This is a genomic window from Stenotrophomonas sp. GD04145, from assembly GCF_029835135.1.
Lineage (GTDB): Bacteria > Pseudomonadota > Gammaproteobacteria > Xanthomonadales > Xanthomonadaceae > Stenotrophomonas > Stenotrophomonas maltophilia_P.
Map to the genome: position 1 here is coordinate 39,163 of NZ_JAODZG010000008.1, position 26,054 is coordinate 65,216.

At 69.3% G+C, this 26,054-nt stretch carries 23 protein-coding genes; 7 read left to right on the forward strand and 16 right to left on the reverse strand.

Annotation, left to right across the window (positions count from 1 at the left end; translation table 11 throughout):
* Positions 1-5 precede the first annotated feature (5 nt).
* Positions 6-1,061 carry a DNA topoisomerase IB gene (locus N7367_RS06540; protein ID WP_263176706.1) on the forward strand — a complete coding sequence of 352 codons (1,056 nt, stop codon included), beginning with the start codon at positions 6-8 and terminating at the stop codon, positions 1,059-1,061.
* On the opposite strand, the gene N7367_RS06545 is transcribed toward N7367_RS06540, so the two are convergent.
* On the reverse strand, positions 1,039-1,347 hold the full coding sequence (locus N7367_RS06545; protein ID WP_128987665.1) for a hypothetical protein: 309 nt from the start codon (positions 1,345-1,347) through the stop codon (positions 1,039-1,041). The genes N7367_RS06540 and N7367_RS06545 overlap by 23 nt on opposite strands.
* Before the next feature lie 151 nt (positions 1,348-1,498).
* Here N7367_RS06545 and N7367_RS19370 point away from each other — a divergent pair, with 151 nt between their 5' ends.
* Together N7367_RS19370 and N7367_RS06555 are read left to right on the forward strand one after the other, a co-directional pair.
* Entirely contained in the window at positions 1,499-1,732 is a 234-nt protein-coding gene (locus tag N7367_RS19370; protein ID WP_065174491.1) for a hypothetical protein, read from the forward strand.
* 34 nt (positions 1,733-1,766) lie between these two features.
* On the forward strand, positions 1,767-2,882 hold the full coding sequence (locus N7367_RS06555) for an SDR family oxidoreductase (protein ID WP_065174111.1): 1,116 nt from the start codon (positions 1,767-1,769) through the stop codon (positions 2,880-2,882).
* Here the strand turns inward: N7367_RS06555 and N7367_RS06560 are convergent.
* Positions 2,839-3,936 carry a serine hydrolase gene (locus N7367_RS06560; RefSeq protein ID WP_279942051.1) on the reverse strand — a complete coding sequence of 366 codons (1,098 nt, stop codon included), beginning with the start codon at positions 3,934-3,936 and terminating at the stop codon, positions 2,839-2,841. The genes N7367_RS06555 and N7367_RS06560 overlap by 44 nt on opposite strands.
* Positions 3,937-4,191: 255 nt before the next feature.
* Between N7367_RS06560 and N7367_RS06565 the strand changes: the two genes are divergently transcribed.
* Positions 4,192-4,818: a hypothetical protein gene (locus tag N7367_RS06565; protein ID WP_279942014.1), complete on the forward strand. Its 627-nt coding sequence runs from the start codon at positions 4,192-4,194 to the stop codon at positions 4,816-4,818.
* Between the two features lie 9 nt (positions 4,819-4,827).
* Here the strand turns inward: N7367_RS06565 and N7367_RS06570 are convergent, their stop codons facing one another.
* Both N7367_RS06570 and N7367_RS06575 read right to left on the reverse strand, forming a co-directional pair.
* On the reverse strand, positions 4,828-5,268 hold the full coding sequence (locus tag N7367_RS06570) for a hypothetical protein (RefSeq protein ID WP_155760129.1): 441 nt from the start codon (positions 5,266-5,268) through the stop codon (positions 4,828-4,830).
* A gap of 14 nt (positions 5,269-5,282) precedes the next feature.
* Complete coding sequence (locus tag N7367_RS06575; RefSeq protein WP_279942015.1) at positions 5,283-5,714, reverse strand: Rap1a/Tai family immunity protein; 432 nt, start codon at positions 5,712-5,714, stop codon at positions 5,283-5,285.
* 242 nt (positions 5,715-5,956) lie between these two features.
* On the opposite strand from N7367_RS06575, the gene N7367_RS06580 reads away from it, so the two are divergent.
* Both N7367_RS06580 and N7367_RS06585 read left to right on the forward strand, forming a co-directional pair.
* Positions 5,957-6,343 carry a BlaI/MecI/CopY family transcriptional regulator gene (locus tag N7367_RS06580; protein ID WP_053515971.1) on the forward strand — a complete coding sequence of 129 codons (387 nt, stop codon included), beginning with the start codon at positions 5,957-5,959 and terminating at the stop codon, positions 6,341-6,343.
* 3 nt (positions 6,344-6,346) lie between these two features.
* Positions 6,347-8,299 carry a M56 family metallopeptidase gene (locus tag N7367_RS06585; protein WP_279942017.1) on the forward strand — a complete coding sequence of 651 codons (1,953 nt, stop codon included), beginning with the start codon at positions 6,347-6,349 and terminating at the stop codon, positions 8,297-8,299.
* 38 nt (positions 8,300-8,337) lie between these two features.
* On the opposite strand, the gene N7367_RS06590 is transcribed toward N7367_RS06585, so the two are convergent.
* From N7367_RS06590 to N7367_RS06605, 4 genes are all read right to left on the reverse strand, one after another.
* Entirely contained in the window at positions 8,338-8,673 is a 336-nt protein-coding gene (locus N7367_RS06590) for an I78 family peptidase inhibitor (RefSeq protein WP_253118371.1), read from the reverse strand.
* 17 nt (positions 8,674-8,690) lie between these two features.
* Complete coding sequence (locus tag N7367_RS06595; protein ID WP_279942019.1) at positions 8,691-10,820, reverse strand: DUF4132 domain-containing protein; 2,130 nt, start codon at positions 10,818-10,820, stop codon at positions 8,691-8,693.
* Positions 10,821-10,952: 132 nt separating this feature from the next.
* Positions 10,953-11,993 (reverse strand): ribonuclease H-like domain-containing protein, encoded by a 1,041-nt coding sequence (locus N7367_RS06600; RefSeq protein ID WP_279942020.1) that lies wholly within the window; start codon positions 11,991-11,993, stop codon positions 10,953-10,955.
* Positions 11,990-14,479, reverse strand: a complete 2,490-nt coding sequence (locus N7367_RS06605) for a DEAD/DEAH box helicase (RefSeq protein WP_065182089.1) — start codon at positions 14,477-14,479, stop codon at positions 11,990-11,992. Before N7367_RS06605 ends, N7367_RS06600 begins: the two co-directional genes overlap by 4 nt.
* A 303-nt stretch (positions 14,480-14,782) precedes the next feature.
* Between N7367_RS06605 and N7367_RS06610 the strand changes: the two genes are divergently transcribed.
* Positions 14,783-15,301, forward strand: a complete 519-nt coding sequence (locus N7367_RS06610; protein WP_279942021.1) for a hypothetical protein — start codon at positions 14,783-14,785, stop codon at positions 15,299-15,301.
* Positions 15,302-15,319: 18 nt separating this feature from the next.
* Here the strand turns inward: N7367_RS06610 and N7367_RS06615 are convergent, their stop codons facing one another.
* Genes N7367_RS06615 through N7367_RS06650 form a run of 8 tightly spaced genes read right to left on the reverse strand, consistent with a single transcriptional unit; the run spans position 15,320 to position 26,044 of the window.
* Positions 15,320-17,149, reverse strand: coding sequence for a hypothetical protein (locus N7367_RS06615; protein ID WP_279942022.1), 1,830 nt, complete (start codon positions 17,147-17,149; stop codon positions 15,320-15,322).
* Positions 17,146-19,326 carry a hypothetical protein gene (locus N7367_RS06620; RefSeq protein ID WP_279942023.1) on the reverse strand — a complete coding sequence of 727 codons (2,181 nt, stop codon included), beginning with the start codon at positions 19,324-19,326 and terminating at the stop codon, positions 17,146-17,148. The genes N7367_RS06615 and N7367_RS06620 overlap by 4 nt, the downstream gene beginning before the upstream one ends.
* Positions 19,323-20,450 (reverse strand): BatA domain-containing protein, encoded by a 1,128-nt coding sequence (locus N7367_RS06625; RefSeq protein WP_279942024.1) that lies wholly within the window; start codon positions 20,448-20,450, stop codon positions 19,323-19,325. The genes N7367_RS06620 and N7367_RS06625 overlap by 4 nt, the downstream gene beginning before the upstream one ends.
* The gene (locus N7367_RS06630) at positions 20,447-21,340 is read right to left on the reverse strand and encodes a DUF58 domain-containing protein (protein WP_279942025.1); all 894 of its coding nucleotides are present in this window, start codon (positions 21,338-21,340) and stop codon (positions 20,447-20,449) included. Before N7367_RS06630 ends, N7367_RS06625 begins: the two co-directional genes overlap by 4 nt.
* Before the next feature lie 7 nt (positions 21,341-21,347).
* Positions 21,348-22,331 carry a MoxR family ATPase gene (locus N7367_RS06635; protein WP_279942026.1) on the reverse strand — a complete coding sequence of 328 codons (984 nt, stop codon included), beginning with the start codon at positions 22,329-22,331 and terminating at the stop codon, positions 21,348-21,350.
* Between the two features lie 15 nt (positions 22,332-22,346).
* On the reverse strand, positions 22,347-23,054 hold the full coding sequence (locus N7367_RS06640; protein WP_065174125.1) for a DUF4159 domain-containing protein: 708 nt from the start codon (positions 23,052-23,054) through the stop codon (positions 22,347-22,349).
* Positions 23,054-24,388 (reverse strand): TldD/PmbA family protein, encoded by a 1,335-nt coding sequence (locus tag N7367_RS06645; RefSeq protein ID WP_053515946.1) that lies wholly within the window; start codon positions 24,386-24,388, stop codon positions 23,054-23,056. Before N7367_RS06645 ends, N7367_RS06640 begins: the two co-directional genes overlap by 1 nt.
* A 21-nt stretch (positions 24,389-24,409) precedes the next feature.
* Positions 24,410-26,044, reverse strand: coding sequence for a TldD/PmbA family protein (locus N7367_RS06650; RefSeq protein WP_279942027.1), 1,635 nt, complete (start codon positions 26,042-26,044; stop codon positions 24,410-24,412).
* Between the last annotated feature and the right edge of the window lie 10 nt (positions 26,045-26,054).

Here is a 26,054-nt window from a genome sequence, read left to right on the forward strand (position 1 = left end):
CTGGCATGCCCACGTCCCCCACACCCGAGCGCGCGGCGGCGCGCGCGGCCGGCCTGCGCTACGTTGATGACACCCAACCGGGCTTCACCCGGCTGCGTGCAGGCAAAGGCTTCCGTTACCGTGATGCTGACGGCCACGCAGTGCGCGATGCGGCCACGCTGCAGCGTATCCGCGCATTGGCCATTCCCCCGGCTTACACCGCGGTATGGATCTGTGCGCATGCCAACGGCCACCTGCAGGCGACCGGCCGCGATGCGCGTGGCCGCAAGCAGTACCGTTATCACGCCGACTGGGCGAAGGTGCGCGATGCCGGCAAGTTCGATCGGATCATTGCGTTCGGCGAGGCACTGCCCACGCTGCGGCGGCGGCTGGCACGCGACCTGCGGCAGTCCGGATTTCCGCGGACCAAGGTGCTGGCCGTGGTGGTGGCGCTGCTGGCCGATACGCTGGTACGGATCGGCAACGAGACCTACGCCCGCGAGAACCGCTCGTTCGGGCTGACCACCCTGCGCAACCGCCACCTCGAGCTGCTTCGCGGCGGGCGGGTACGCATGCGGTTCCGGGGCAAGTCCGGCCAACTGCAGGAGGTGACGGTGGGCGACCGCCGCCTGGGCCAGATGGTGCGACGGTTGCAGCAGCTGCCGGGGCAGTCGTTGTTCCAGTACCGCGACGATGATGGCCAGGTGCAGCCGGTCGATTCCGGCGCAGTGAACGAGTACCTGCGCGACGTGATGGGTGAGGACTTCACCGCCAAGGATTTCCGTACCTGGGGCGGCACGGCGGCGGCGGTGCAGGCACTGGCTGCCACCGCGCTGCCCGAGCCTGCCAGCCAGCGCGCACTGGCCGCAGCACAGCGCGAGGTGGTCTGCCAGGTTGCCGCGCGTCTGGGCAACACCCCTGCGGTGTGCCGCAGGGCATACATCGATCCCTGTGTGTTCGCCGGCTGGGAGCGTGGCGAACTCACCGCGCTGGCGGGCCTGCGCGGCCCGCGCCAGTGGGAACAGGCCACGTTGCGTGTACTGCGGCGGGCACGCCGGCTCAGCCGCAGTAGATCGCCGTGATGTTGTTGGTGCGTCCCTTCTCGATGGTCAGGCGATCACCGCCTTCGCTGGCGGGCGGAACACGCGGACCGTCGTGGCGCAGCACCTGCACGTGCAGGCTGTCGCTGTCCACGCGTGCACGTTCAACGGTGGCCGCCGATGCTGCCAGGCCGACGGCGCCGCGCACCATGTCGCTGTGGCACTGGCCGGAAATCACGCCGTCGATCGGTTGAACCTGTGCGATTGGCGTGCTGCTGCATGCGGCGACGGCAAAGGTCAGTGCGGCTACGCTGAATGCGCGGATCATGATCCTGCTCCATGGTGATGAGGACGCCAGCGTGCCGCGCGCGGCGTGGTGGCGGCATGAACGGCGTGCACATGCGGGACACGGTGCATTCACCGTCGCCGACAGCGGCGATGGCCACACTGCATGTACTGGCACGCCACGGAGGTATGACATGGCCACCTGTGATGTATGCGGCAACGACTACGACAAGAGTTTCACCCTGCAGCAGGGCGGGCGCAGCGGCACGTTCGACTCGTTCGAATGCGCGATCCACGCCTTCGCGCCACGCTGTGCGCACTGCAACTGCGCCGTGATCGGTCACGGCGTCGAAGGCAACGGGCAGATCTTCTGCTGTGCGCACTGCGCTGGCCATGCCGGCGTACAGGGCGTGGCCGATCGCGCCTGAACCCACCCGATTCCCCACACCTGAAGGAGACCGCATGGCTACGAGCAAGAAGGTTCCCGCCCGCCGCAAGGCGTCGCCCAAAGTACGCAAGGGTACGAAGGCGGCTGCCGAGGGCAGCACCGCAGCAGCGGCAGAACGCCCCCGCGTGGTGAAGACGGCAACCCGCAAGGCCGCCGCCGGTGATCCACGTGCCGCCCGGGTTGCGGCCCGGCAGCGACGCCTGCAGGACCAGGAAAAGGCCAAGGATGCGCGTGCGGCGAAGAAGGCGACCAGGAAGAAGGCAACCCAGGCGGGCACGCGACGCCAGCCGGAGACCCTGCCCGCCCAGCACCTGGCCAAGCCGGGACATGAGCACGAACTTGACCTGGCCCCGCGCTTCCTGGCACCGGACTACGTCGGCAGCGGCAAGCTGCAGGGCATGCGCGCGATCGTCACCGGCGGCGATTCCGGGATCGGACGCGCCGTCGCTGTCCTGTTCGCGCGCGAGGGGGCGGACGTGGCGGTGCTGCACCTTGATGAGGCCGAGGATGCCGAGATCACCCGCCAGCATGTGGAGAGCGAGGGCGGACGCTGCGTGGTGATTGCGGGCGACGTGCGCGATCCGCGTTTCTGCAACAAGGCGGTGAAGCAGGTCGCCAAGGCCTTCGGGGGCGTCGACATCCTGGTCAACAACGCCGCCTTCCAGCTGCACTGCGAGCGCCTGGAGGACCTGGAGGACGAGCATCTGCAGGAGACGCTGCAGACCAATATCGGCGGCTACGTGCAGATGGCACGGGCCGTGCTGCCACACCTGGGCGAGGGCGCCAGCATCATCAACACGGGCTCGGAAACCGGCCTCTTCGGCAGCAAGGCGCTGATCGATTATTCGGCGACCAAGGGAGCGATCCACGCTTTCACCAAAGCCTTGGCCAGCCAGCTGCTGCCGCGTGGCATCCGGGTCAACTGCGTGGCCCCCGGCCCGGTGTGGACGCCGCTCAATCCTGCGGACAAGCAGGCCCCCGACGTGGCCGAGTTCGGCAAGGACAGTGACATGGGGCGCCCGGCACAGCCGGAGGAGCTGTCTCCGGCCTATGTGTTTCTGGCGTCACCGGCCTGTGCCAGCTACATCAGCGGGGTGATCCTGCCGGTGATGGGCGGCCCGCGGGGCTGACCGGGGGCGCATACAGATCGGCGATGCGCGGAATGAAGCGCTGCGGGTTGGAGCCGACCAGGTTGGTGAGCACCACCACGGCGATGCCGCGGTCAGGGTAGACGACGAAGGCCGAGCGCGCGCCACCGATGCCGGCGACCTGGCGGTCCGGCGCACCCTGCAGTACCGGCCAGCCGGCAGACCACGGGCCCGCCCTGCCATCGGCCAGCGGCTCGGCGGTCCACATCCGTGTGCGCCCGCCCTCGCGCAGCAGTCGCCCGTCCAGCAGTGCGACCAGCCAGCGCGCGGTGTCATCGGCGGTGGTAAGGATGCCGCCGCCGGACCACAGGCTGGGCGGCACGTCGTAGAACCAGTGCGACAGCCGTGGCGGAGTATCGGCGGCTTCGGTCGCGCGCGGGGCCAGGCTGTACATCGTGGCGGCGTCGGGGATCAGGTCGTAACTGTCGCCGAAGGTGGTGCGTTCCATGCCAGCGGCGCCGAACTGCCGGCTGGCCAGGAAGCGGTCGTAGGGCATGCCCGACTGCCGCGCGATGATCCGCGCCAGGAGCAGATAGTTGGTCTGGTTGTAGGCGAAACGCTGGCCAGGTGCTGCATCCATCGGCTGTGCGGTCACGGCCTGCCAGGCCTGTGCCTCGGTGCCTCCGCCCAGCAGCCCGCGCTCGTCAAGGATGTCCGGCAGGCCGGAGGTGTGGGCCAGCAGCTGACGTACGCGCACGGTCTGCCAGGCGGCCGGAAGTGCATCCAGATAGCGCGACAGCGGTGCATCCAGATCCAGCCGGCCCTGCTGTGCCAGCTGTGCGGCGGCGACGCCGGTAAAGGCCTTGGTGGCGGAGTTCAACGGGAATCGCGTGCTGCGTGTGGCGGGCACGCCGTTTTCCACGTTGGCCAAGCCGAACGCTTCGGACAGCACGATCTGGCCGTCCTTGACCACTGCGATCTGCAGGCCCGGAATGCGCTCGTCCTGCAATGTCTGGCGGATCAGGCGGCGAGCCTGTTCGTTCGCCGGCTCCGGGCTGGCTGACGCCGGCGAGAGGGGCAGAGCAGCAAGCAGCAGGAGCAGAAGGGGGAGCGATGGGCGGAACATGGGTTATTCCCGGCGGGATGTGCGGATGGGATGCAGCAGGCAGCAGGAGGGTTTAGATGCCGCCGTTGCGAATTTCGGGAGGGAGGACATTCCAGCGGGGCCGGCAGTCCACCCTGACTGCGTTGATGCCGATACTGACAGCGAACGGAGGATGCCTGCTGCCGGACTTGCTACAGTCTGTCCGCTGCACGCAACGCAGACCCATGCCCAGGAGGAAGGGCGGCGATGTCCGAACCGTACTCGGCTTTTCTCAGATTGAGCATGTCACGCGCAGATCTTGCGCGGTGGCTTGCGGCAGCACCGCCGGACGTGTCCCGCTGGTCGGACTGGCGCTCCATCGGCGGGCAGTGGAGTCTTCCCGGAGGCGGGGATCTTTCCGACCCGGATGCTTCGGGTCTGCAGACACTCATTTCAGACTGCAACGCGATGTTGGCGCGCCATCGGGACAACCGCGCGGCACTGGAGTTCGTGCTGGGATCGGCAGAGGCGGAGAACATCAGGATTGCGTCCTATGACCGCCAGGGAAGACACTTCGTTGCCGGGTCGTTGACCTATTCGGAGAGTCTCTACGACATCCTGTTCTTTCTGGCCCTGGGGCGCAGCGCAGCCGAGTTCCTGGCCACGGACGATGCCGGCCTGGTCGTTGTCCACGACTATCTGTGGGGCGAGGACGGCGAACGGAGAACGGTCGCCGCGCTTGGGCTTGCGGGAAACGGACACTCCGCATTCCTGGGGCCCGACGCCTCCGCTGCCGCCGCCCGCGAGTTCGACGAACGGGTCGAGGCAATGCTGGATGGACAGAATGATCCGGACTTCTTCCCGCGCGATCAGCTGCAGGATCTGCGGGACTGATCCCGCGTATCAGCTATTGTTGAAGGGCACATAGGGTGTAAACGGCCTGGAAGGATCGAAGTCCTTCTGGCCAGGGTACAGAAGGCAATAGAGCCTGCCTTCATGCACGACTGCCAACGGGTAACAGGCATCCTGCCTGCTCATTCCGCCTGCGCCGCATTCCTGGAGGCCTTCCAGCACCTCCATGGCGGTGCACTTTCCGGCCTTGCAGTCATGTTCCCGGATCGCGCTGAAGCCCTTTGAATAGAAGATCCGCGGTGCCCGATAGCCCTGCAGCGGTTGCAGGTGCTTGGCCAGGGCGGCGTAGGCCCTGTCCACTTCCTCCCGCTCACCCAGGTTGAACGTGGAAGGCGAGTCCGATGTGAAACTGAACTTCGCAGGATCCGTCTCGCACTCCCACGCATGTGAGGCGGGAATGTGCAGCACAAGCAATGCGAACGCACTGATCAAGGATCGGGGCATCATCACTCCTGGGCAGGTCTGCTGTTGCTCGATGGAGCCGCATGGGAACACGGGAAAGAGTGAACCAGCGCTTCCCGCGTCAGCGTCGATGCGTCTTCCTCGAGGCGGACGCGCGGAAGCGCCTTCAGGTGGCTGTACACGCGATCCACAAGCTCATGGGGCAGGACCGTGGCTCGTCCACACCATTGCCCGGCGCTGCTGTCGGCGACTGCCGCGATGTAACCCTGGGCCCAGGACAGCGCGCGAGCGCGGCACAGTGCGTCGCTGCACTCACGCCCCTCCTCGTTGCCTGTGATTCGCTCCAGCAGTGCGCGGCCACTGGAAAGTGCATTGCCTGCGTCTGCAGCATGCGCGGGCAGAGCGGCGGACAGGCACGCCGCAAGGAAGGAAGCTGTTGAAGGCCGCCGCAGCCAGCGGCCAACCGGAGTACGCATGCATGCGATTCCTGAAGATGGAGAAGAGAAGGCTCGTCGCCAGGGCCAACTCTATCGGATCGGCCTGCCCGACCGGGATGCACGCGCCCGGCGGAAGGGGGCGCCAGGAAACGCCGTGCACGGAGAGGAGACGGGGATGCTGCGCTTGCCCCCTACCGTTCGTCGGCCCATGACTTCCGGGGGGTTGACTACAGGTGTCGTCACGCCGACAGTGACGACACGTGTAGTCAAGGGAGCCTGTCATGCGCGGCAAAACCATCGGGGACCAGGAGCTGGCCCTGCTGCAGTACATCGATGAACATGCGCCGGCCAGTGTCGGCGAGGTCGCCAGCGGCTATGGCGAGGCGCGCGGGCTGGCCCGTTCCACCGTGCTGACGATGATGGAGCGGCTGCGCACCAAGGGGTACCTGCAGCGACGGCAGCACGAAGGCCTGTACCGCTACCAGGCCACCCGTGGCCCTGACAGCGTGCTGCAGGGTGCGGTGGCCCAGTTCGTCGACAACACCCTGCAGGGCTCGGTGTCGCCGTTCGTGGCCTATCTTTCGCAGCGCCAGCAGGTCAGCGACAACGAGCTGGCCGAGCTGGAAGCGCTGGTCGCCCAGCTCCAATCGCGTCGCCACGAGGGCTGAGCCATGGACACCACGATGCTGATCCCGATGCTGGAACGGCTGGGCTGGACCAGCCTGCAGACCGTGCTGCTGGTGGCGCTGGTGTATGCCGTGTGCCGGCTGATGCCGTCGCTGTCGGCCGCTACGCGTTGCCGGTTGTGGTGGCTGGTTTCGTTGCAGGCCGTGCTCGGCCTGGTGTGGAGCCAGCCGGTGCAGCTGCCCTGGTTGCCCGCGTCGCCGTCGGTGGCGATGACCGCTACCGATATCGCCGCCGATGTGGTCTATCCGCTGTCTGCGGAAGGCTCCGCGCAGCTGCTGGCCACGATGCCGGCAGAGGTCGTGGCGACGCCCGCAACAGCGTGGTGGGCGCTTGCACTGGCCGCGCTGTGGGCCTCCGGTGTGCTGCTGATGGCCTGGCGCACCCTGGCGGAGTGGCGGCGTTGCCGCGCGCTGCTGGCCGCCGCGCATCCCTGCGAGGACGCGGCGCTGGTGCAGGCGCTGCACCTGGCCGCCGACGCGCATGGACTTCGCCGCCCGCCGCGCCTGTGGATGAGCGCACAGATCGATGCGCCGCAGCTGGTCGGGCCGCTGCGCCCGGTGCTGCTGCTGCCGGCCGGCGCCACTGCACTGCAGGGCGACGCGCTGGACCTGGCATTGACCCATGAACTGCAGCACCTGCAGCGCCGTGACCTGCAGTGGGGATTGTTGCCGGCACTGGCGCAGCACCTGTTCTTCTTCCATCCGCTGCTGCGGCTGTCGGTGCGTGAGTACGCCCAGGCCCGGGAAGAAGCGGTGGATGAGGCGGTGGTGGGCCAGCATGGGGCCAGTCGCCACGCGTACGGGCGTCTGCTGCTGCAGCTGGGCGTTGCACCGCAGCCGCACCTGGGCGTGGCCAGTGCCGCGCCGGACACGACCAGCCTCAAGCGCCGGCTGCTTTCGCTGCAGCCGCGCAAGGCCTGCCCGCGCGTGCTCGCGGTTGCCCTGACGGCCGTGGTGCTGGTGGTGGGTGTGGCACCCATGCGACTGGTCGCAGCGCCGGTGCCGCCGGCGCCTCCCGCACCGCCGGCGGCCCCGAAGCCCCTGTCGCCGCCGCCGGCTCCGAAGGCACCGCCGGCGCCGGCAGCGTCGGCGCACCTGCCGGCCGTGCCGGTTCCCCCCGCGCCGCCGGCTGACGTGACCGGGCCGGACGATGTGACCGGACCCGACGATGCCGATGTGGGGGCCTTCGACGATGGGACCGACGTGGACGAGGACCATGACGGCATGACCTCTACCGGCACCTCCATCACCACCTACGGGACGTTGGATCTGGGCGAGTCGCCGCGCCAGGCCTATGTGCTGGTGGATGGGGATTCGACCTTCGCCAATGGCGGCATCGATGACGTGGCGCAGGCCCGCAGGCAGCTCGGCAAGGGACCGGCACTGTGGTTCCGCCAGGGTGACAAGCGCTACGTGGTGCGTGATCCGATGCTGGTGCAGTCACTGCAACGTGCCTATGCCGGCGCGGCGGAACTGGGCCGTCAGCAGGGCGAACTGGGACGCCAGCAGAGCGTGCTGGGTCGCCAGCAGGGCGAGCTCGGCCGGTTGCAGAGCGAACATGCACGCCAGATCGCGCAGGATGCGATGCGCACTGCGCGCAGTGCGATGGCTGCCCATGACATCAATCGTGAAGCGGCGGCCGAAGCGGCCAGGGCCGCGCGTGACTCGGTCGACGATGCAGCGCTCGCGCGGCAGGCCGCCGCTGAAGCGCGGCGCGCCCTTCAGGCTGCTCGTGATGACGAACGCCAGTCGGGGCGGAGCAGCGAGATGGGTCGGCTGGCCGGAGAGCAGGCCGCGCTGGCCAGCCGCCAGGCGGCGCTGGGCAGCCAGCAGGCCGCGCTCGGCGAACGCCAGGCACGCCTGCACGAGCGGGCCTCGCGACAGGCGCAGCAGGTGATCGCCCGTGCGCTGGCCAATGGCAAGGCCCAGCAGCTGTGAAGCGGCGGTAGCGCCGGGCCATGCCCGGCGTCAGCGGCTCAACCGCAGTTGGCGCGCACGATCCGGTTCTGCGCGTCGACCTCGATGGTGACCCGGTCCTCGCGGAAATCCATGGTCACCGCCATGCCGGGCTTCACCACCCGCGCCGTGCGTGCACCACTGGCTTGAACCACCTGCTTCACCGTGGCCTCGTCGGCGGTCCTGCCTGCCAGCCCCTCCAGCTTTTCCGGGTTGCATCGCTGCGGGCTTCCTGCGACATGCGGAGGCAGGGGTGCAGGATCGCTGCTGCTGCCACTGCCTGCACTGCCGCCCGCATGGCTGCAGGCGGCCAGCGGCAGGGTACAACCGAGCATCAACCAGAGACTGGAACGCATCGCGGATCCTCCACGCATCAGGAGCCGACAGTCTCATCGATCGGGGCTTCAGGGGGCGTCAATACCCGTTCGGCGAGCTGTTCGATGCGGCCCAGCAGCTGCGCCAGCACGGCGTCGTCGTAAGGCAGCCAGCGGCGTGGCCGCGCCGGCAGGTCCGGCAAGGCCAGCGTCTGCCCGGCAAGGCTGGCGCGGGCGGTGGCCAGGTGCAGCCTGTAGTGGCCGACCTGCACATGGCGGCGCTGGAAGGTCATCAGGTCACGCTGCGGATGAGCGGCCAGCAGATGCTCCAGGGTTCGCCCGCGCAAGCGGACCATGCGGGCCGGCGGCAGTGGCATGCCCTCGCCACCGCATGCGCAGGTACTGGCCAGCAGGTCGAGTTCGCGCAGCAGTTCGGACGCCACCACTGCGGGCAGCTCGCGCGCCTGCACCGGTTGCCACGCGTCGCGATGCTGCCGCTGGAACTGGACGCGGCCGCTGCGGATCTCACCGGCAAGGCCATGCGACAGCGGTGCTGACAGCTGCCAGCCGATCCGCCACGGGCCTTTGGCCAACATCAGCTGGCCGCTGTCATCGCCGTGCCAGCCTTGCCGACGGGCCAGCCCGGCCAACGCCGCCACCGTCAGCGTCAGCCCATTGAATGCAGCGGTATCGGCGGGTTCGCCGCGGGCGTCCAGGTAGTGTTCGCGGAACACCTGGCGGAGCGGTTGCCGGCAGCGCTGCTCGATCAGCCGCGCGCGCCAGGCGGCGCGCAGATGGGGTTGGCTGCGGGCGGGATGCCACAGGCGCAGGCGGTTGCGGCCCTGCAACGCGACCACGATGCCATGCGCATCGGCGAACGCCTCTGCGCCGTCCACCGGCATCGCATCGATCCAGTGCCCGCGCGCATCGGCGAGCTGCCAGACCAGGCCCTGCAGCAGGGTGGCCAATGCCGGTTGCCGGCACGCGTCGCGCCAGTCCTGCAGTGCCCACTCGCCGCCCAGCACGAACGTGGCCTCCAGGGCACGGGCCAGGCTGGCCAGTGAGCGCCTGCCGGCGGCAATGACCGGCAGGCGCAGCAGCAGTTGCGGGCGCTGTGCGAGGCGGCGTTCGGCGGCGGCCAGATGGCGGTCCAGCTTCCGCGCGATACCGGCATGGCGCACCTGCGACCGCGCCAGCGCCAGCGCGGCGATGGCCTCGGGGGTGGGCATCGCAGTGACCGCCTTGGCCAGCGCCACAGCCACCGATTGCGAGGGCAGGGTCCGGGCGGCGGTCGGGGCAACGCACACCGGTGGCAGCACCTGCGCCAGCAAGGGCCGCAGCCAGGGCGCATCGCATTCCAGTGCCGCGCGCGTGGCACGCCAGAGCACACCGGCTTCGGCGATGCTGAAGGCACGGTCAGCGATGTAGGGCGCCTGGCCACTGTGGATCGCCTGCAGGCGCTGCGCTGCCTGCTGCAATGCGTGCTCGGCGAACTGCAGGTAGGTGTCGTGTTCGCTCAGTGGCTGCAGATCGGCGGGTGCCGGATCGATGTCGGCCTCGGTGGGGTACAGCTCGGCGATGCGGGCATGGCGCAACAGGTCCTGCAACGGCCAGTGCGCCACCAGGCGCAGCTCATCACGCAGCAGCGGGTGCGCGCTGCAGGCGTCCAGCAGCGAGGCCAGCGTTCCGCTGCCGTCGGCACCGGCACAGCGCGCCAATGCCAGCAGCGACAGTGCATCGCTGCCGGCTTCGACGCTTGCCACGGCGTGAAGGCCGCAGTGCTGCAGCAATGCCAGCGCGGGCGCCTGCAGCCGCTCGTGGCCGGGCTCGGTGCAGCGCGCAAGCAGGGCCACGCCGTCGACCGGACGAAGCGCGCCCGACCGTGTACCGGTGCTGCGCCGGGACAAGCGCAGCAGTGCAGCGGCGCAGATCGCAACGGTAAGACGGGGCTGCCGCTGCGCGTCGGCGTCGAGAATGCGGTGCGCCCACTGGCGGGCGCTATCGGTGGGCGGCAGCCCGTCGCACCCCAGGGCCATCGGCAGCAGGCTGGCCAGTTGCCCGTCATCCAGCCGGGCCAGCAGCGCCGCCTGGTCCTCGCCATGGAATCCGGCCAGCGTACCGGCCGCCTCCGTGCCGGCCAGCAGGCCAGCAAGGGAGCGCAGCTGGGAGCCCGGGACCTGGGTGCTCATGGAACCTCCGTGTCGTGAGCCGCGCCAGTCTCCGGCGGGGCCGCCTGGGGGTCCAGCGGCAGGGCATCATTCTGCCAACCCCATCGCATTCAGTCATAAAGTCACACCGTCCGCGAACACACAGGACCCGGCTCAGGCCATGCCGGGTGGCGCCTGCAGGGCGAGCAGTTCGCGCTCCTGTGCTTCCTCGCGGACCAGCCGCTGCAGCAGCAGGGCCAGGGTCACCACGTCCTGGTGATTGTGATCGGCCACCCGGCGCAGGTTCACCGCGTCGCCGCCGCGCAGGAACCGCAGCCACGCGCCCGGTGCCTCCGATCCCGGCAGATCGTCTTCGCGGATCACGCGCAGAAGCTGGCGCTCGATGGTGGACAGCCTGCAGTTCTCCCAGGTGCCGCGATAGCGGCGGCGGGTGGGATACAGCAGGTCGACATGGTCCAGGGCACTGATCGGGTCGCGCTGGCGCGCCAGCCGGTAGCGCGCCTTCAGCAGGGGCGCATCGTAGCTGCGGCCGTTGTAGCTGCAGAACACCGTGGAGGGCTGCAGCCAGCCGGCGAAGGTGGCCAGCATCGCCTCTTCGGCAGCCATCGTCGATATCAGCAGCTGGCGGATGCGCAGGCCTTCGCCGCGCTGCGGGCAGGTGTACCAGTCGGCAGCACCGATCATGAAGGCGCGGGTACCGGTGCCGCCGGCCAGCCCGGTGGTCTCGGTATCGAAGAACAGCAGGTCGTGCGCGGCCACGTGCTCGTTCTCGCGCTGGGCGAACGCCAGCGACAGGGGAACCTTCGGAACCGGCTGCGGCTGCAGGGATTCGATCAGGAACAGGCCTGGCGCGATCTCCTCGCCGGGCAGCCGCCGGTCCTGTGCGGTCGCGTGCAGGGGCGCTGCGCTGCCGCGTGTGCGCAATCCCAGCAGGCGATGCAGGCTGCCGACGTGGGGCTGCCGCAACGGTGGCGTGGTGGGGGCGGGTGTCATGACGGCCGGGCCGGTCGGCTTGTGGCGGATCTCCTGTTCAACCCAGGCGAATACCGAGCGTTCGGCCGGTGGCTGCCGTGCATCATTGGCCGCTGCCGGGACGACCGCTGCGGGCGCCGCCGCCGTGACAGCCGGCGGCCCGGCCTTCGGGTCGCCCGCCTGCTTCCGCAGCAGACGCAGCTTGTCCAGGCTCAGGCTCACGGTGCCAGCAGCTCCACGGCGCCACGGGTGGCGGGCACCGCATCGGGCACGTGCTGGCAGGCGTCGGCATCGAACAGGTCCAGCACGCGCAATGCCAGTGCGCGCGGCGAGGTCTCGTCCTCCTCCTGCGCCGCCAGTACCGGGCCGACGCAGGCCGGACAGCCCGCCGTGCAGTCGCAGCGCTGCACGAGTTCGCGCGCGCGCTGCACCAGCTCCGCCTGGCGCTGCCACAGGGGTTCACTCAGGCCGACGCCACCCGGGAAGTTGTCGTACAGGTACACGGTCGGCACGAACACCTGCAGCAGCTCGACCGCGCCCGGATCGCCATCGCTGCCGCGCAGCTGGCCGCGGCCGCTCTGGTCGGCGACCGCGAACCATGCACCGTCGCCATTGCCGACCGACTTCTGCAGATCGCGTGCGTCGGCCATCACCGCTACCGTAGCGACGATGTGCAGCGCGTAGGCGGCACCCAGGAAGCCATCCAGCGCGTCCTGCCGGCTGGCGAACGCACGCAGCAACAGCGCCTGCGGGAGCTGCCACCACACTGCAGTGGTGTGCAGTTCCTGGTCGGGCAGGTTGACCGGGCCGTAGCCGATGTTCTCGTGGGTGTAGTACCGGATCTTCTTGTAGCCGGCCACGCGGCGCACCACGTGCACCTCGCCGTGGTGCGAATCGCCGCGCCCGGCCACGCCGCCGTCGAAACGATCCAGCACCTTGAGCTTGGTGAAGTCGATGCTGTCGGTGTAGTAGTCCACGTGGGTGCGGGTGACGTAGGCCTTGCGCCCCTCCCAGTCCAGCGTCTCCACCTGGTACGGCGTGGACTGCACCATGTGGATGGCGCCCTCGTACAGGGTCAGCGCGGCGGCGGAGTAATCGACCTCGGCGATGATCTGCTGGCGGCCGTCGCTGCGGTCGACCACCACGAAGTTGCCGTCGGCCACCGCGCGCAGGCTCACCGCGTTGGCCGGATAGCTGTCGGCGATCCACTCCCAGCGCTCGCCCTCGCGATGGACCACGTCGGTCTCGGCCAGGGCTTCCAGGAACACCTCCGGATCGATCGGGCCGAAGCCATCGCCGACCCGGAACGGCAGCTCGAAGGCCGCGCAGCGGATGTGGTCGAACAGGATCAGTGGCTGGTCCGGGGCGATGCGCGCATGTTCGGGCGAGGCTTCGGCGAAGAAGTCCGGATGGCGTACCACGTACTGGTCCAGCGGCTGCGAACTGGCCACCATCACGCCCAGCGCGGGCTGCTGGCGGCGTCCGGCGCGGCCGAAACGCTGCCAGGTGGCGGCCACGCTGCCCGGATAGCCGTTGAGGATCACCACGTCCAGGCTGCCGATATCCACGCCCAGCTCCAGCGCCGAGGTGCTGACGATGCCATCGATGCTGCCCGCGCGCATGGCGCGTTCGGTCTCGCGACGCTCGGTGGGCAGGTAACCGCCGCGATAGGCGCGGATGCGCGGTGGCTTGCGCGGATCGTGGTCGAAGATGTCCTTCAGGTACTTGGTGAGCACTTCGACCATCAGCCGCGTCTGCGCGAACACCAGGGTCTTGAGGCCGGACTTGATCGCGATGCGGGCGATGCGGTTGCTCTGCGAACGCGCCGATGCACGCAGGCCCAGGTCCGGGTTGATGACCGGCGGGTTCCACAACAGCACCTGCTTCGGTCCGCTGGGCGCACCGGACTCGGTGATGGCGGTGACCGGTGCTTCGATCAGGGCCTCGGCATGGGCCTGCGGATTGCCGATGGTGGCCGAGCACAGGATGAACTGGGGTTGCACGCCATAGAACGCACAGATGCGCTTGAGCCGGCGCAGTACGTTGGTGACATGGCTGCCGAACACGCCGCGGTAGGTATGCACTTCGTCGATGACGATGTAGCGCAGGTTCTCGAAGAACTGCGCCCACTTGGTGTGATGCGGCAGGATCGCCTGGTGCAGCATGTCGGGATTGGATACCACGATGTCGCCATGCAGGCGGATCGCCTGCCGTGCGTCCCCGGGCGTGTCGCCATCGAAGGTGAACGCCTTCACCCCGAGATCGCCGGCGCGGTTGAGCTCCAGCAGTTCGGCCACCTGGTCCTGCGCCAGCGCCTTGGTGGGGAACAGGTACAGCGCCTTGGCGTTGTCCTGCATGGCCGCGCTGACCACCGGCAGGGTGTAGCACAGCGACTTGCCGCTGGCGGTCGGGGTAACGATGGCCACATGCTCGCCGCGCTGGCTGGCCTCCCAGGCCTCGGCCTGGTGGCTGTACAGCTGTTCGATGCCACGTGCCTTCAATGCGGCGGCAAGGGCCGGCGGTACCGATTCCGGAATGGGCGCATATCGGCCCTCGCGGCCGGGGATGGCAAAGCTGCCGGTGATGCGGTCGTGGTAGCGGCGCTGCAGGCGCGCGCTGAGCAGGGCACCGTCGCGGGCGGGCAGACCGTCGCGGGTCGCGAGTTGCTGCTCCGCGTCGGCGGTGCGCTTGGCGAGTTCGTAGGCCATGGGTGCACGGATTCCAGGGGGGCACATGGCACCACAGATGGGTCTCAGGATGTGAGACCCCGCAGCGGGACGGAGTGAACCGTTCAGTGCGCGGGCGGCAGCCGGACGTCGAATCCAGTGAAACGCCTGCCGCGTGCGCCGGAACAACGGGCTGGCCCGCCTCGAACAATGACAGGTGCACCTCGCGGGCGCAGACGTGCAGTCCACTTCAGCGCGGGCTGAACAGCGCGCGCCGTTCCAACGAAATCTGAAGCCGCCATCCGTATCCTCAGGCGAAGGACGCAACCAACAGGGGCGGTAGGGGTGGCACGACGAGCAACGCAGGGAGCACTTCTGGCCGGCCTGGTGCTGGCCGGTACCGCGCAGGCGCAGCAGGCGCCGTCACCCGTGTCGGTGGTGCCCGAACCCGGGCAGACCGTCGCCGCACCGCCGGAGCCTGTCGCGACCACCGAGGGCACGCCCGCGCAGGGCAACGTCACCACCCTCGGCGAAGTGCGCGCGCTGAAGCCTGAAGACGATCAGCCACTGGATCTGTACCGCTTCAGGAACCCGGTGAAGATCGAGAACAACCGCTTCAGCCGCAACTGGAGTGAACCGCCGACGCCCGAGCAGGTGAGCATGGCCGGCGGCTACGTGATGATGGGCGTGGTCAAGGGCTTGCTGGCGGCGGGCAAGGGCTTGAACAAGATCACCGGGGGGCCGGATCAGATCCAGTCCGCCATCGCCCGGCCACCGCCGGAACTGAGCGCGGAACAGCAGCGTCGCGCGCTGCAGTTCTGTGCGCAGCAGGAGGGTTGCGGTGGTGCACCGCCGCTGAAGTGAGCGAAGGATGGGGGGAAGCTATGCCGTACGGGCAACGCCGGGCGGCCGCCGTTCCAGCCACCACAGCAGCGACGCACACAGCACGAAGGCCAGCCACCATGGCCAGCGTGATCCCGGCACGGGCTGTGTCGCCTGTGCCTTGACCGGTGCGGAGGTGGCCAGGGCCTGCGCCGTCGCATCGATCATTCCCTGCCGGTGCAGCGCCGCCGCATCCGTCCTGTCGAACACATAGCGCCAGTAGGAGCGCTCGCCCTGCTGCAGCCGGTGCCAACCGGCCTCGCGTGGCCACCAGCCGGCACAGCGTGCGCTGCCGGTGCCGCCGTCCACGATCAGCGCCACCGACGCGCCCCGTGTGTCGAACACCTGCAACGGCGCCTGCACATCGCACAGGGCCTGTCGTTCCCCGGCCCACGCGATCGGCTGCGGCGACCACGGCGCGGTGCTGCCGCCCTGCGCGCGCGCCAGGGTGCCGACCACATCGCTCCACAGCTCGCCATGGCGATCGTCGCGGCCGGCCAGCACCCAGCGCCACGTGTCGGTCAGCGGCAGCAGGCCGATGCGGCCCTTGCCGGCATCGCGCCAGCCTCCGATGGCAGCGCCGCTGCGGTCGTGCAGCAGTGCGGTGGTGGCAGGCACCTGCAGCGCAAGCTGTTCCAGGGTGGGCAGCGCGGCGGCATGCGAATCACGATCAGCCTCTTCGCCATCGCGGGTGGGCAGCGTGCCCGACGCCAGCGGACCGCGTCGGGCTGCCAGCATCGCGCTGTCACCATCGCCGGGCAGCGTGACGCTCCGGCTGGCGCCATCGCCCTGCACGGGCAGGCCGAGCTCACGCAGGCGTTGCCGCGCACCGGCCGATGGCACGCCGGCACTGCGGACCAGCACACCCAGGCCCTCGTGGATGGCCTGGCGCACCGCTGCGAGCTGGCCACTCCCCAGCGTGGCCAGGCTGCGCTCGTCCAGCAGCAGCAGGTCGGTGCGTGCCAACGATGCCGCGTCCAGACCGACCTGACCTTCGCTGATGCTGAGGCCGGCGCCGGTGTCGGCCTGCATCTGCACGTCGATGCCGGCATCGGTGGCCCAGCGTCGCAGGTATTTCAGTTCGGGTCCCGGCGTGCCGGCGCGGATCTGCAGGCGGACCCGCGTGGCCGGCAGGGTCTGCTGGGGTACCGGAACGGTATCGACGACATGGCCTTCGCCATCCAGCAGGCGCAGGCGGAACACGCTGCGGCCTTCGGCACGGGCCACGCCACTCAGTCGTACCCGTCCGTCCTCGGTCAGCGGGGCGCGGTCGATGACCGTGTCAGCCGGGTCCAGCAGCTCAGCCTGTGCGCGGGGGACGCCGCGGGCCTGCGCCTGCACGTCGAAGCGCGCGCCAGGGGCGACATCCGCGGGCAGCTGCAGCGCGGTCCAGCCGCGAGGGGCGGGCGGTGCCTGCCAATGGACCTGCGCGGGCAGCGTGGCGTCGCGGTCGCGTGCCTCCAGGCCGGCGCCGACCAGGGTCAGCCGCGTCGAGGGATGCTGGCGCAGCGCCGTCGCCAGGTCCGGCACACGCGTCGCGCCCGGCACCTGGGCGGCTTCGGGCAACAGGAGGAGCGGTCCCTCGCTTGCCGGCTGCGCGCTGGCCCTTCCGGCATCGGCACCCAGCACCACCAGGCCCGCAGCGGGCTGCTGCCGTGCGGGCGGCAGCAGGCATGCGTACAGCAGTGCAGCGGCGATGACCTGCAGGCCGAGCACGGCCAACAGCGGGCCACGCGGTCGCACCGGTGCGCGCAGCTGGCGCGCGCTGGCGACGAGTACGATCAGCAGCAGGACAAGCGCGATCCACAGAGCCGGTGCCGACAGGTTCATGGCTGCGCCTCCAGTGCATCCAGGTATCGCTGCCCCATCGCATCGGCCGCGCTGCGACGTGTGGCCTGCGGCACGGGGCGCTGCAGCGCCCTCCACAGCTGTGCCCGCAGGCGCTGCCGGCAGTCGGCACAGCCCGGTTCGATGCGCAGCTGTTCGATGGCGGCCGCCAGGTCGAGCGCATCGGGCAGGTAGGCCGCATTGCGCTGCTGCCAGCCCGCCAGCGCGTCCAGATCCGGCGTGCCGTCGCCGTCGCCCAGTCGCTGCCAGGCCTCGACGATGGCCGGGTCCGGTGCCGTGCGTGCCGTCAGTGGCAGCTGTCGGCTGGCCAGCCCGGCGCGGTCACCGCCCAGGCGCCGGCCCTCATCGATGGGCGGTAGTTCCGGGCCGACGCGGGCCAGGTAGATGCGTTCGGCCTGCTGAACCTGCTTGATGAATCCCAGTGCCTTGTAGGCGTACGGCAGCGCCTGCTCCGGGCGCCCCTGGCGCAGCTCGCCTTCGGAGGCCCACATCTGGTCGAGTGCCGCCTTCAACGTCGCGCGGGTCTGCGGATCGAGCAGGGTCGCCGCCTCGGCGTGGTCGTGCGTGTGGCCATACTCGGTCAGCACGTCCGTGGCGCTGCCGAACACCGGTGGCGTCTCGGCGTTGCCTGCGTTGCCGCCGTGGTCGTGGCCATGCGCGTCGTGGTCGCCGGCCTGCGGCTGCGCCGCGTGGTCGTGATCATGGTCGTGATCGTCGTCATGATCGTCTGCGGGAGGGGTGTCACTGGTCGGCAGATCGCTGGTTGGCGGCGGCTTCGGTGCGCCTTCGCTCTCTTCGCCAAGGAACTGGCCGTAGCGCAGGCGCAGGATGCGCTGGTCGACGCCGATGGCGTCGCTGCGCTTGACGAAGTCATCGGCGGCCAGGCTGCGCCGCTGGCGGATCAACGCCTCCGCATCGAGGATGATCTGCCGTTGGCTGCGGAAGTAGGCCGGCAGGGTCTTCTTGATGCGGCCTTCCAGCTCGGCGCCCAGCACCGCCTCGCTGCTGGGCAGGCGCAGGATCACGCTGCTGCTGCGGCCGGTCTGGGGTGTCGGGGCATGGTTGTCGCGCACTTCCAGCTGGGCGATCACATCGTTGCCGGGCTGCGCTCCCAGTGCGCCCAGATCCAGCGTGTGAGCGAACCGTCGCGCCGTTGCTTCGCCACTGCCGGTGAGCGTCACGCTGCGCTGGACGAAGGTGATGTTCTCGCCGCTGCCCTGGGTGAGGGTGATCGACAGGCGGGCCTGCGTGGCCACGCCGTGATCGTCGCTGGCCTCGAAGCGCAGTGCCCACTGGCGCTGCCCGGGCGTGCCCAGTACCAGGCTGGCAGCGGGCTCCAGCACGCGTACGGTCGGGGCACGGTCCGCCACCACGTCCAGGCGATACAGGCGTGTCGTGGCCAGTGCCGGTTCGCTGACCACGCGGTACAGCACCGGTGCACGGGCCACATCCTGCGCCTGCCAGTGGCCGTCGCGCTCGCTCAGCGGCACGCGCCGGCCATCGTGGAACTGCAGCCATGCGCTGCGAGGCGCACGATCAAAGCGCAGCGACCAGGACAAGCGGCTGTCGGCGGCGACCTTGGCATCGAGTGCGTTCTGGTTACGGGGTGGTTGACCCGTATAGGCCGGAGCCTCGATGCGCAGGCGGGTGGACTGCAGCTGCAACGGGCCCGCAACTGCCGGGGCAGCGGGGCGCGACGAGGACACGCCCGGCATGGACGGACCGGACCGTGGCCAGCCCAACGCAAGCAGTGCGACGGCGATCCCCCCGACCCAGCACAGCAGCAACGCGCCGCGCGGCCAGCGCGGACGCAGTTCCGGCATGGCGCGTTCGAGCGCGGCCTGCACATGGTCGCGCTGGCGCTGCTGCAGCGGATTGAGTGCGGCAGGATCGGCGAACAGGAGGTCGGCGCTGTCTTCGCTGGCCCCGCTGCCGTCAAGCCGGCGCTGCACCCAGCGGCGATCCAGGCGGCGGGCACGGACCGTGGCCAGCACCGTGCAGGCGAGCAGAGTGGCCGTCGCAACGATGCAGGCGATATCGAAACCGCCCAGGCGCAGTGCAAGCGTGGTCGCGGCCAGCGCCCACGGCAGTCCCAGCAGCAGAGTGATGGCGCCGCTACGGCGCCGTGCGCGCTGCCAGGCGCGTTGCAGCATCGTCATGCGGGCAGCCTCCGCCGCGCGCTGCTGGCCATCCAGCGCTCCAGTGCAAACAACAACACGATGGCCAGCAGCAGCCAGGCGGTGGGCTCACGCACGGCAGGCGTGGCAGCTGGCAGGGCGACCTGGCGCGGTGCGTGATCCTGCGCATCGCCTGAGCGCGGCGGCGGCGCGGGTTGCAACGCCTGCAGCAGGGTGTGCGGCAGGCGGGCATCGCGCAGCGCGGCATTGCCTGCGGCGTTCCATTCGCCGGGCAGGAACAGCAGGCGGCCGTGGCCAACGCGCTGCTGCCACAGCAGCGTGGCGCCTTCGGCGTCGCGCAGCAGCGCGCGTGCATCCGCTGCTGGCCGGGCGGCGGTCAGCACGCTGCCACCGTCCTGCAGCCATGCCTGCCAGTGAGCGGGCAGCGCATCGGCGCGGCTCCAGACACCGACTTCACCCGAAGCGGGCAGCGCATCCGCAGGCAAGGCGGGCGCGGGTGATCGGGTGCCCCATGCGCGCTGCAGCGCAGCCAGCCAGCGATGTGCCGCGGCCGGGGCATCAGCGTGCATTCGCAGTTGCGGCAGCGGGGTGGGCGCGGCCGTTGCGGCGGTCGCACGGGGATGTGTCTGCCATTGCACCGCCCGCGAGAGCTGCAGGCGCATGCCGTCGAGGCCGGGCAGCGGATCGGGCACGTGCACGGTCAGCGCGGTGCCGGCCGGCAGCTGCGCATCCAGTTCGCGCAGCAGGCTGGGCAGGGCCACATCCGTGGCCGGTGGTGGCTGGTCGATGGTGGGGAATCCGGGCGCAAGCCAGCGCCAGTTGTCGTCGCCGGCAGGAGCGCCGGCATGCAGCGCGGTCGCATCCAGACCGGGTGCGACGACCGTCCATGCGCCGGTAGCCGGCGCCGGTCCGGTCAATGCCGGCCGCGCCAGCAGCACGGCCAGCGCGGCAAGCAGCAGCAACCGCGCCAGCAGCAGCGGCCAGTCATCGAAGCGGATGCGCTGGCGCGGGCGGATCCGTGCACGCAGCCAGCGCAGCGCGGCGAAGTCCAGCGGCGTGTAGGGATGGCGACGCGCGAGATGGATCAGCAGCGGCAGCAGCCACGCCGCCAGTGCGGCCAGCCCGAGCGGAAACAGCAGGCTCACGCGCCGCCCCCGCGGCCGAACAGCGCCTGCAGCGGCTGGTCCACCGGTTGATCGAGCCAGCCGGTGGTACTGGCGATGCCACTGGCCTGCAGCCGCAGGTGCAGTGCTGTGTGTGCAGCGGTGAAACGCTGCAGGTAGTCGGCGCGGATCGCCGCGCCATCGCCGAGCAGTTCCTCGCCGGTTTCAGGGTCGCGGAACCGATGGCCGGCATCGAACGGGAAGTCGCGCTCGTCGGCGGTCAGCACCTGCAGCAGCAGTACCTCGCGGCGTGCACTGGCCAGCTGCTCCAGCAGCACGATGCCGGCGTCATCAAAGCCATCGCCGATGGCCAGCAGCAGGTCGCCCGGGCGAACGCGCTCCCACAGCGGGCGCAGCGTGTCACGGGCGGGCCAGCCGCCTCGTGGCTGCAGGGCACGCAGTTGCAGGTGCACGCGGTCGCGCTGGCGTGCGCCCTGCGCTGCGGGTACCAGCTGCAGGCCGTCGCCGGTGACGGTCAGCAGGCCGAAATGATCGCCCTGCTGCAGTGCCAGCTCGCAGACACAGGCGGCCAGCATGCGCATGTGATCCAGGCGGCTGCGTGCCGGCGCCCCACGGTCGGACTGGCCGGCCGATGCGGTGGCATCGAGCAGCAGCCATACCGTGATCGGGCTTTCGCGCTCCGACTCGCGCACGAAGAAGCGGTCCGAGCGCGCGTACAGTTTCCAGTCGATCTGGCGCAGTTCATCGCCGGGTTCGTAGGCGCGGTACTGGGCGAATTCCAGGCCGGCGCCACGACTGCGGCTCGCGTGCTGGCCGATGCCGCTCGCGCCGCTGGCCAGACGTGGCCGCAACCGCAGCGCGCGCAGGCGCGCTCGCAGTTCGGGAGGCAGGACCAGCGTGCCAGCACTCACGCGTGGATCACCCGGGGAACGGCACGGCGTGCAGCAGAGCGGCGACCACGTCGTCGGCGCGCTTCTGTTCGGCTTCGGCGGCGAACGACAGCAGCAGGCGGTGGCGCATCACCGGTGCAGCCAGGGCCTGCACGTCCTCGCGGGTGGCGGCGAAGCGGCCCTGCAGCAACGCGCGCGCCTTGGCCGCGAGCACCAGCGATTGCCCGGCGCGTGGTCCCGCACCCCACTTCACCCACTGGTTGATCGCCGCGGGCGCTTCCGGGCCGGGTCGGCTGGCACGCACCAGCCGCGTGATCCAGGCCAGCACATCGGGGCTGACGTGCACCTGGCGCACTGCCGCCTGCAGGGCGATGACCGCAGCGGCGTCCATCACCTTCGGCACCGCCGCGCCGGCACCGCCGGTGGTCTGTTCCAGGATCTGGCGCTCCTCGGCCTCGCTGGGGTAATCGACCAGGACGTGCAGCAGGAAGCGGTCCAGCTGGGCCTCCGGCAGCGGATAGGTACCGGCCTGTTCGATCGGATTCTGCGTGGCCAGCACGAAGAACGGCGCGGGCAGCGCATAGGTGGTGCCGGCATAGCTGACGGTGCGTTCCTGCATGGCTTCCAGCAGCGCGGCCTGGGTCTTGGGCGGCGTGCGGTTGAGCTCATCCGCCAGCAGCAGATTGGTGAAGACCGGCCCCTGCTGGAAGCGGAAATGACGATGGCCGGTGCCGTGGTCTTCCTCCAGCAGCTCGGTACCCAGAATGTCGCTGGGCATCAGGTCCGGCGTGAACTGCACGCGTCGGAACTGCAGCTCCAGCGCCTGCCCCAGCGAACGCACCAGCAGGGTCTTGCCCAGGCCGGGCGCGCCTTCCAGCAGGCAGTGGCCGCCGGCCAGCAGTCCGATCAGCAGCTGCTCGACCACCGTGTGCTGGCCGACCACGGCACGGGCCAGGGCGGCGCGCAGATCGTGCAGGCGCGGCAGCAGGGAATCGAGATCAGGGCGGGTCATGGGGGGGGCTCTCACTCAATTGTTCAATGCGTACATCACGATGTTGACGCCGAAGCGCGTGTTGTCCTCGGCCAGGAAGCGCTTGTTGCGCCAGTCGTAATCCCACTCGCAGCCATAATCCTTGTTGCTGTACAGCACGCCCAGGCGGCCATCGACCTCGATGCCCTTCAGATAGTCGTGTACCAGATCGTCGCCCCAGCCGTTCAACTCGAAGCTGGTGGCCGGTGGTCCATCGGGGAAGCGGAAGAAGCTGCGGTACAGCGCGTGGCTGTTGGGCAGCTTCTGCAGCGCCCTGGGCCCGAACAGGCGGCCCATCTGCGCCTCGAAGGAGGTTGCGAACAGGCCATCGATGTCATGGTTGCAGTCATCGACGAAGACGAAGCCTCCGTTGCGCACGTAGCGGACGAAGTTCTGCCGCTCGGCCGCGTTGAATTCCACCAGCGTGTGCCCGGCCAGGTAGCAGAAGGGCGCTTCCAGCATGCGTGGGTCGGCCAGTGCCACCACGTGTTCCTGCGGGTCCACGCGCAGCGAGGTGTAGTCGATCAGCGAAGTGATCAGGTTGGACGGCATGCGCGCGTCCACGTCCCAGTCGCCCGAGTCGTACTGCAGGCGGGTGAACCAGAAGTCGTAGCGCGAACTGCGCGGGCCTGCCTGTGCCCAGGCCGGAAGCGCGGCCGCCGAAGCGGCAGCAGCCAACCAGCGCAGGCAGGCCCGGCGATCCATCAGACGGCGTCGGACAACGAGGTGAAGGTGAAATCGCGCAGCTTCATCGGCGGGATCATCATCACGAAGCTCGACTCGTCGCCGGCCACGCGCACCGGCTTGCCCAGCTCTTCGATGTTGTTGAGCATGATCACCGGCGATTCGTTGAAGCGGAAGTTCTTCACCGGGTGCTTGATCTGGCCGTTCTCGATGTAGAAGGTGCCGTCACGGGTCAGGCCGGTCAGCAGCACGGTCTGCGGATCGACCATGCGGATGTACCAGGTGCGGGTGACCAGGATGCCCTTCTGGGTGCCACGCACCAGCTCGGCGGTGCTCTTCTCGCCACCGCTCATCAGCAGGTTGCCCGGCGTGGCCTTGGCGGTCTTGCCCTGCTTCTGCGCCCAGAAGCGCGAGTAGTCCAGGTTGGCCACCTTGCCGTTCTCGATGATGGCCAGGCGCTCGCGCGGCATGCCCTCGTTGTCCCACGGCAGCACCGGCGCTTCCGGGTGCCACGGATCGGCATACATGTTCACGCGTGGGTCGTAGACCTGCTCACCGAGCTTGTTGCCGCCGCCCTTCTTCGACAGGAAGCTGCGGCCTTCGTCGGCCGAGCGCGCACTGAAGAAATTCATCATGAAGCTGATCAGGCCTGCGGCCGCGGCCGGCTCCAGGATGACCGTGTACTTGCCCGGCTCCAGCGCCTTGGCTTCGGCCGATTCGGTGGCCTTGCGCATGGCGATGCGGACATCCTGGTCGGCCTTGAAGTCCGCCGCGTCCTTCAGGTTGCGGCCGACCCAGCCCGATCCGCGGCCGTCCTCGGTACGCACGGTGCAGGTGTAGTCGAAGTTGGTGGTGCGCTGGTAACCGAAGTTGCCGTTGCTGTTGGCAGTGGCGTAGAAGCCCTGGCCATCTTCAAGGAAGCCTGCGGCAATCAGTCCGTTGCCACGGCAGGGCGCGATCGAATCGGCGGCCACCTTGGCGCGGAATGCCGGATCGATGGCGGCGGTGGACTCGCTGAAGGTCGGGCTCGGCCGGTAGGTCTGCTTGCCGATGGCGGGCATGAACTCCGGGTTCTCCGGTGCCAGGCGGGCCAGATCCTCGGCGCGGCGCACCACGCGTTCCAGTGCGGCGTCGTCGAACTCGTTGATCGAGGCGGTGCCCACGCGCTTGCCGAAGGCCACGGTAACGGCCAGTTCGGTGTTGTCCACGATGCCGCTGGTGGAGACGTTGTTCAGGGCGAAACGGATGTTGCCGGCGATCGATCCCGCCAGCACGGCGGTGCATTCATCGGCCTTGGACAGGGCGATGACCTTGTCGAGGATGGCCTTGGCCTGGGCTTCGGTGAAGATACTCATGGTGTAAGGGCTCCTGACCGGTCAGCCGAGGCTGCGTGCGGTGTTGATGACATTGATGCCGTTGAAGCGTGCGGTCGACGAGCCGTGCGAAACCGCCGAGACCTGGCCCGGCTGGCCCTTGCCGTCGAAGAACGAGCCGCCCAGGCGGTAATCGCGTTCGTCGGCCACGGCGGTGCAGGCGTTCCAGAACTCCGGCGTGCGGATCTGGTAGGCCACGTCCTCCAGCATGCGGGTGATCTGGCCGTTCTTGATCTCGTAGAACAGCTGGCCGCCGAACTGGGCGTTGTAGCGCTGCTGGTCGATCGAGAACGAGCCGTCGCCGATGATGTAGATGCCGTTCTCCACGTCCTTGATCAGGTCCGGCACGCTCAGCGGCGTCTTTCCCGGTGCCATCGACACGTTGGCCATGCGCTGGAACTGCACGCTGGACCACGAGTCGGCATAGCAGCAGCCATCGGACTCGGTCTTGCCGAGGATGTGGGCCTGGTCGCGGATGGTCTGGTAGTCGACCAGCTTGCCGTTGCTGATCAGGTCCCAGCGCTTGCACTTCACGCCTTCATCGTCGTACGCGACCGCGCCGAGGCTGCCCGGCTGGGTCTTGTCGGCGAACACGTTCACCAGCTCGCTGCCGTACTGGAAGCGCTGCTCGCGCTTGTCCAGGGTGGCGAAGCTGGTGCCGGCGTAGTTGGCCTCGTAGCCGAGCACGCGGTCCAGCTCCAGCGGATGGCCGATCGACTCGTGGATGGTCAGCCAGGTGTGCGACGGGTCCAGCACCAGGTCGTACTTGCCCGGCTTCACCGACGGCGCCTTCAGTTTCTCCTGCGCCTGCTTGGCGGCCGCGATGGCGTCCTCCTTCATGTCGTAGGAGGAACTGTAGTTGACCACGCCGTTGGGGCTGACGACCTTGCCGGCGGCGGCGCCGTCCAGATACTCGTAGCCCAGGCCCATCGGCGCAGACAGGCCTTCGCGGGTGCGGAACTTGCCACTGGTCTTGTCGATGGCGGTGACGGTCATCGGTGCCCAGATGCGGTGCACGTCCTGGTCGATGTAGGAGCCATCGGTGGACGCGAAGTACTTCTGTTCATTGACCAGGAACAGCATCGAATTGACGAAGCTGGCACCGGCGCCGATCGCTGCGGCATTGACGTCCAGCAGCAGGTCGACCTTCTCCTTGATCGGCACCTCCATCGCATTCTTGCGGATCGGCGTGCGCCAGCTGACCTCGCCCACGCCGGGCGTGCTGGCCAGCTGCACCGGCGCGCTCTGCACGCCTGCGTTGGCCTTGGCGATGGCCGCGGCCTGCTGCGCGGCCCTGGCCACGTCGGCGGTACCCAACGCGTTGGTGGCGGCGAAGCCCCAGGCACCGTTGACGATTACGCGGATGCCCACACCGGTGGACTCGGTGTTCACCACGTTCTGCACCTTGTCTTCGCGGGTGATCACGAACTGCCGCAGATAGCGGCCGATGCGCACGTCGCAGTGGGTGGCGCCGGCACTGCGGGCGGCCTGCAGGGCAGCGTCGGCCAGGCGCTTCTTCAGCGCGGGGTCAAGGCTGGACTGCAGCTGCTCGGCGGCGATCACCTTGCCGAAGAAGGACGGCACGATCAGGCCGCCCGCGGTAAGGCCGGTCAGGGCCAGGAAGTCACGTCTGTGCAAGGCTGCTCTC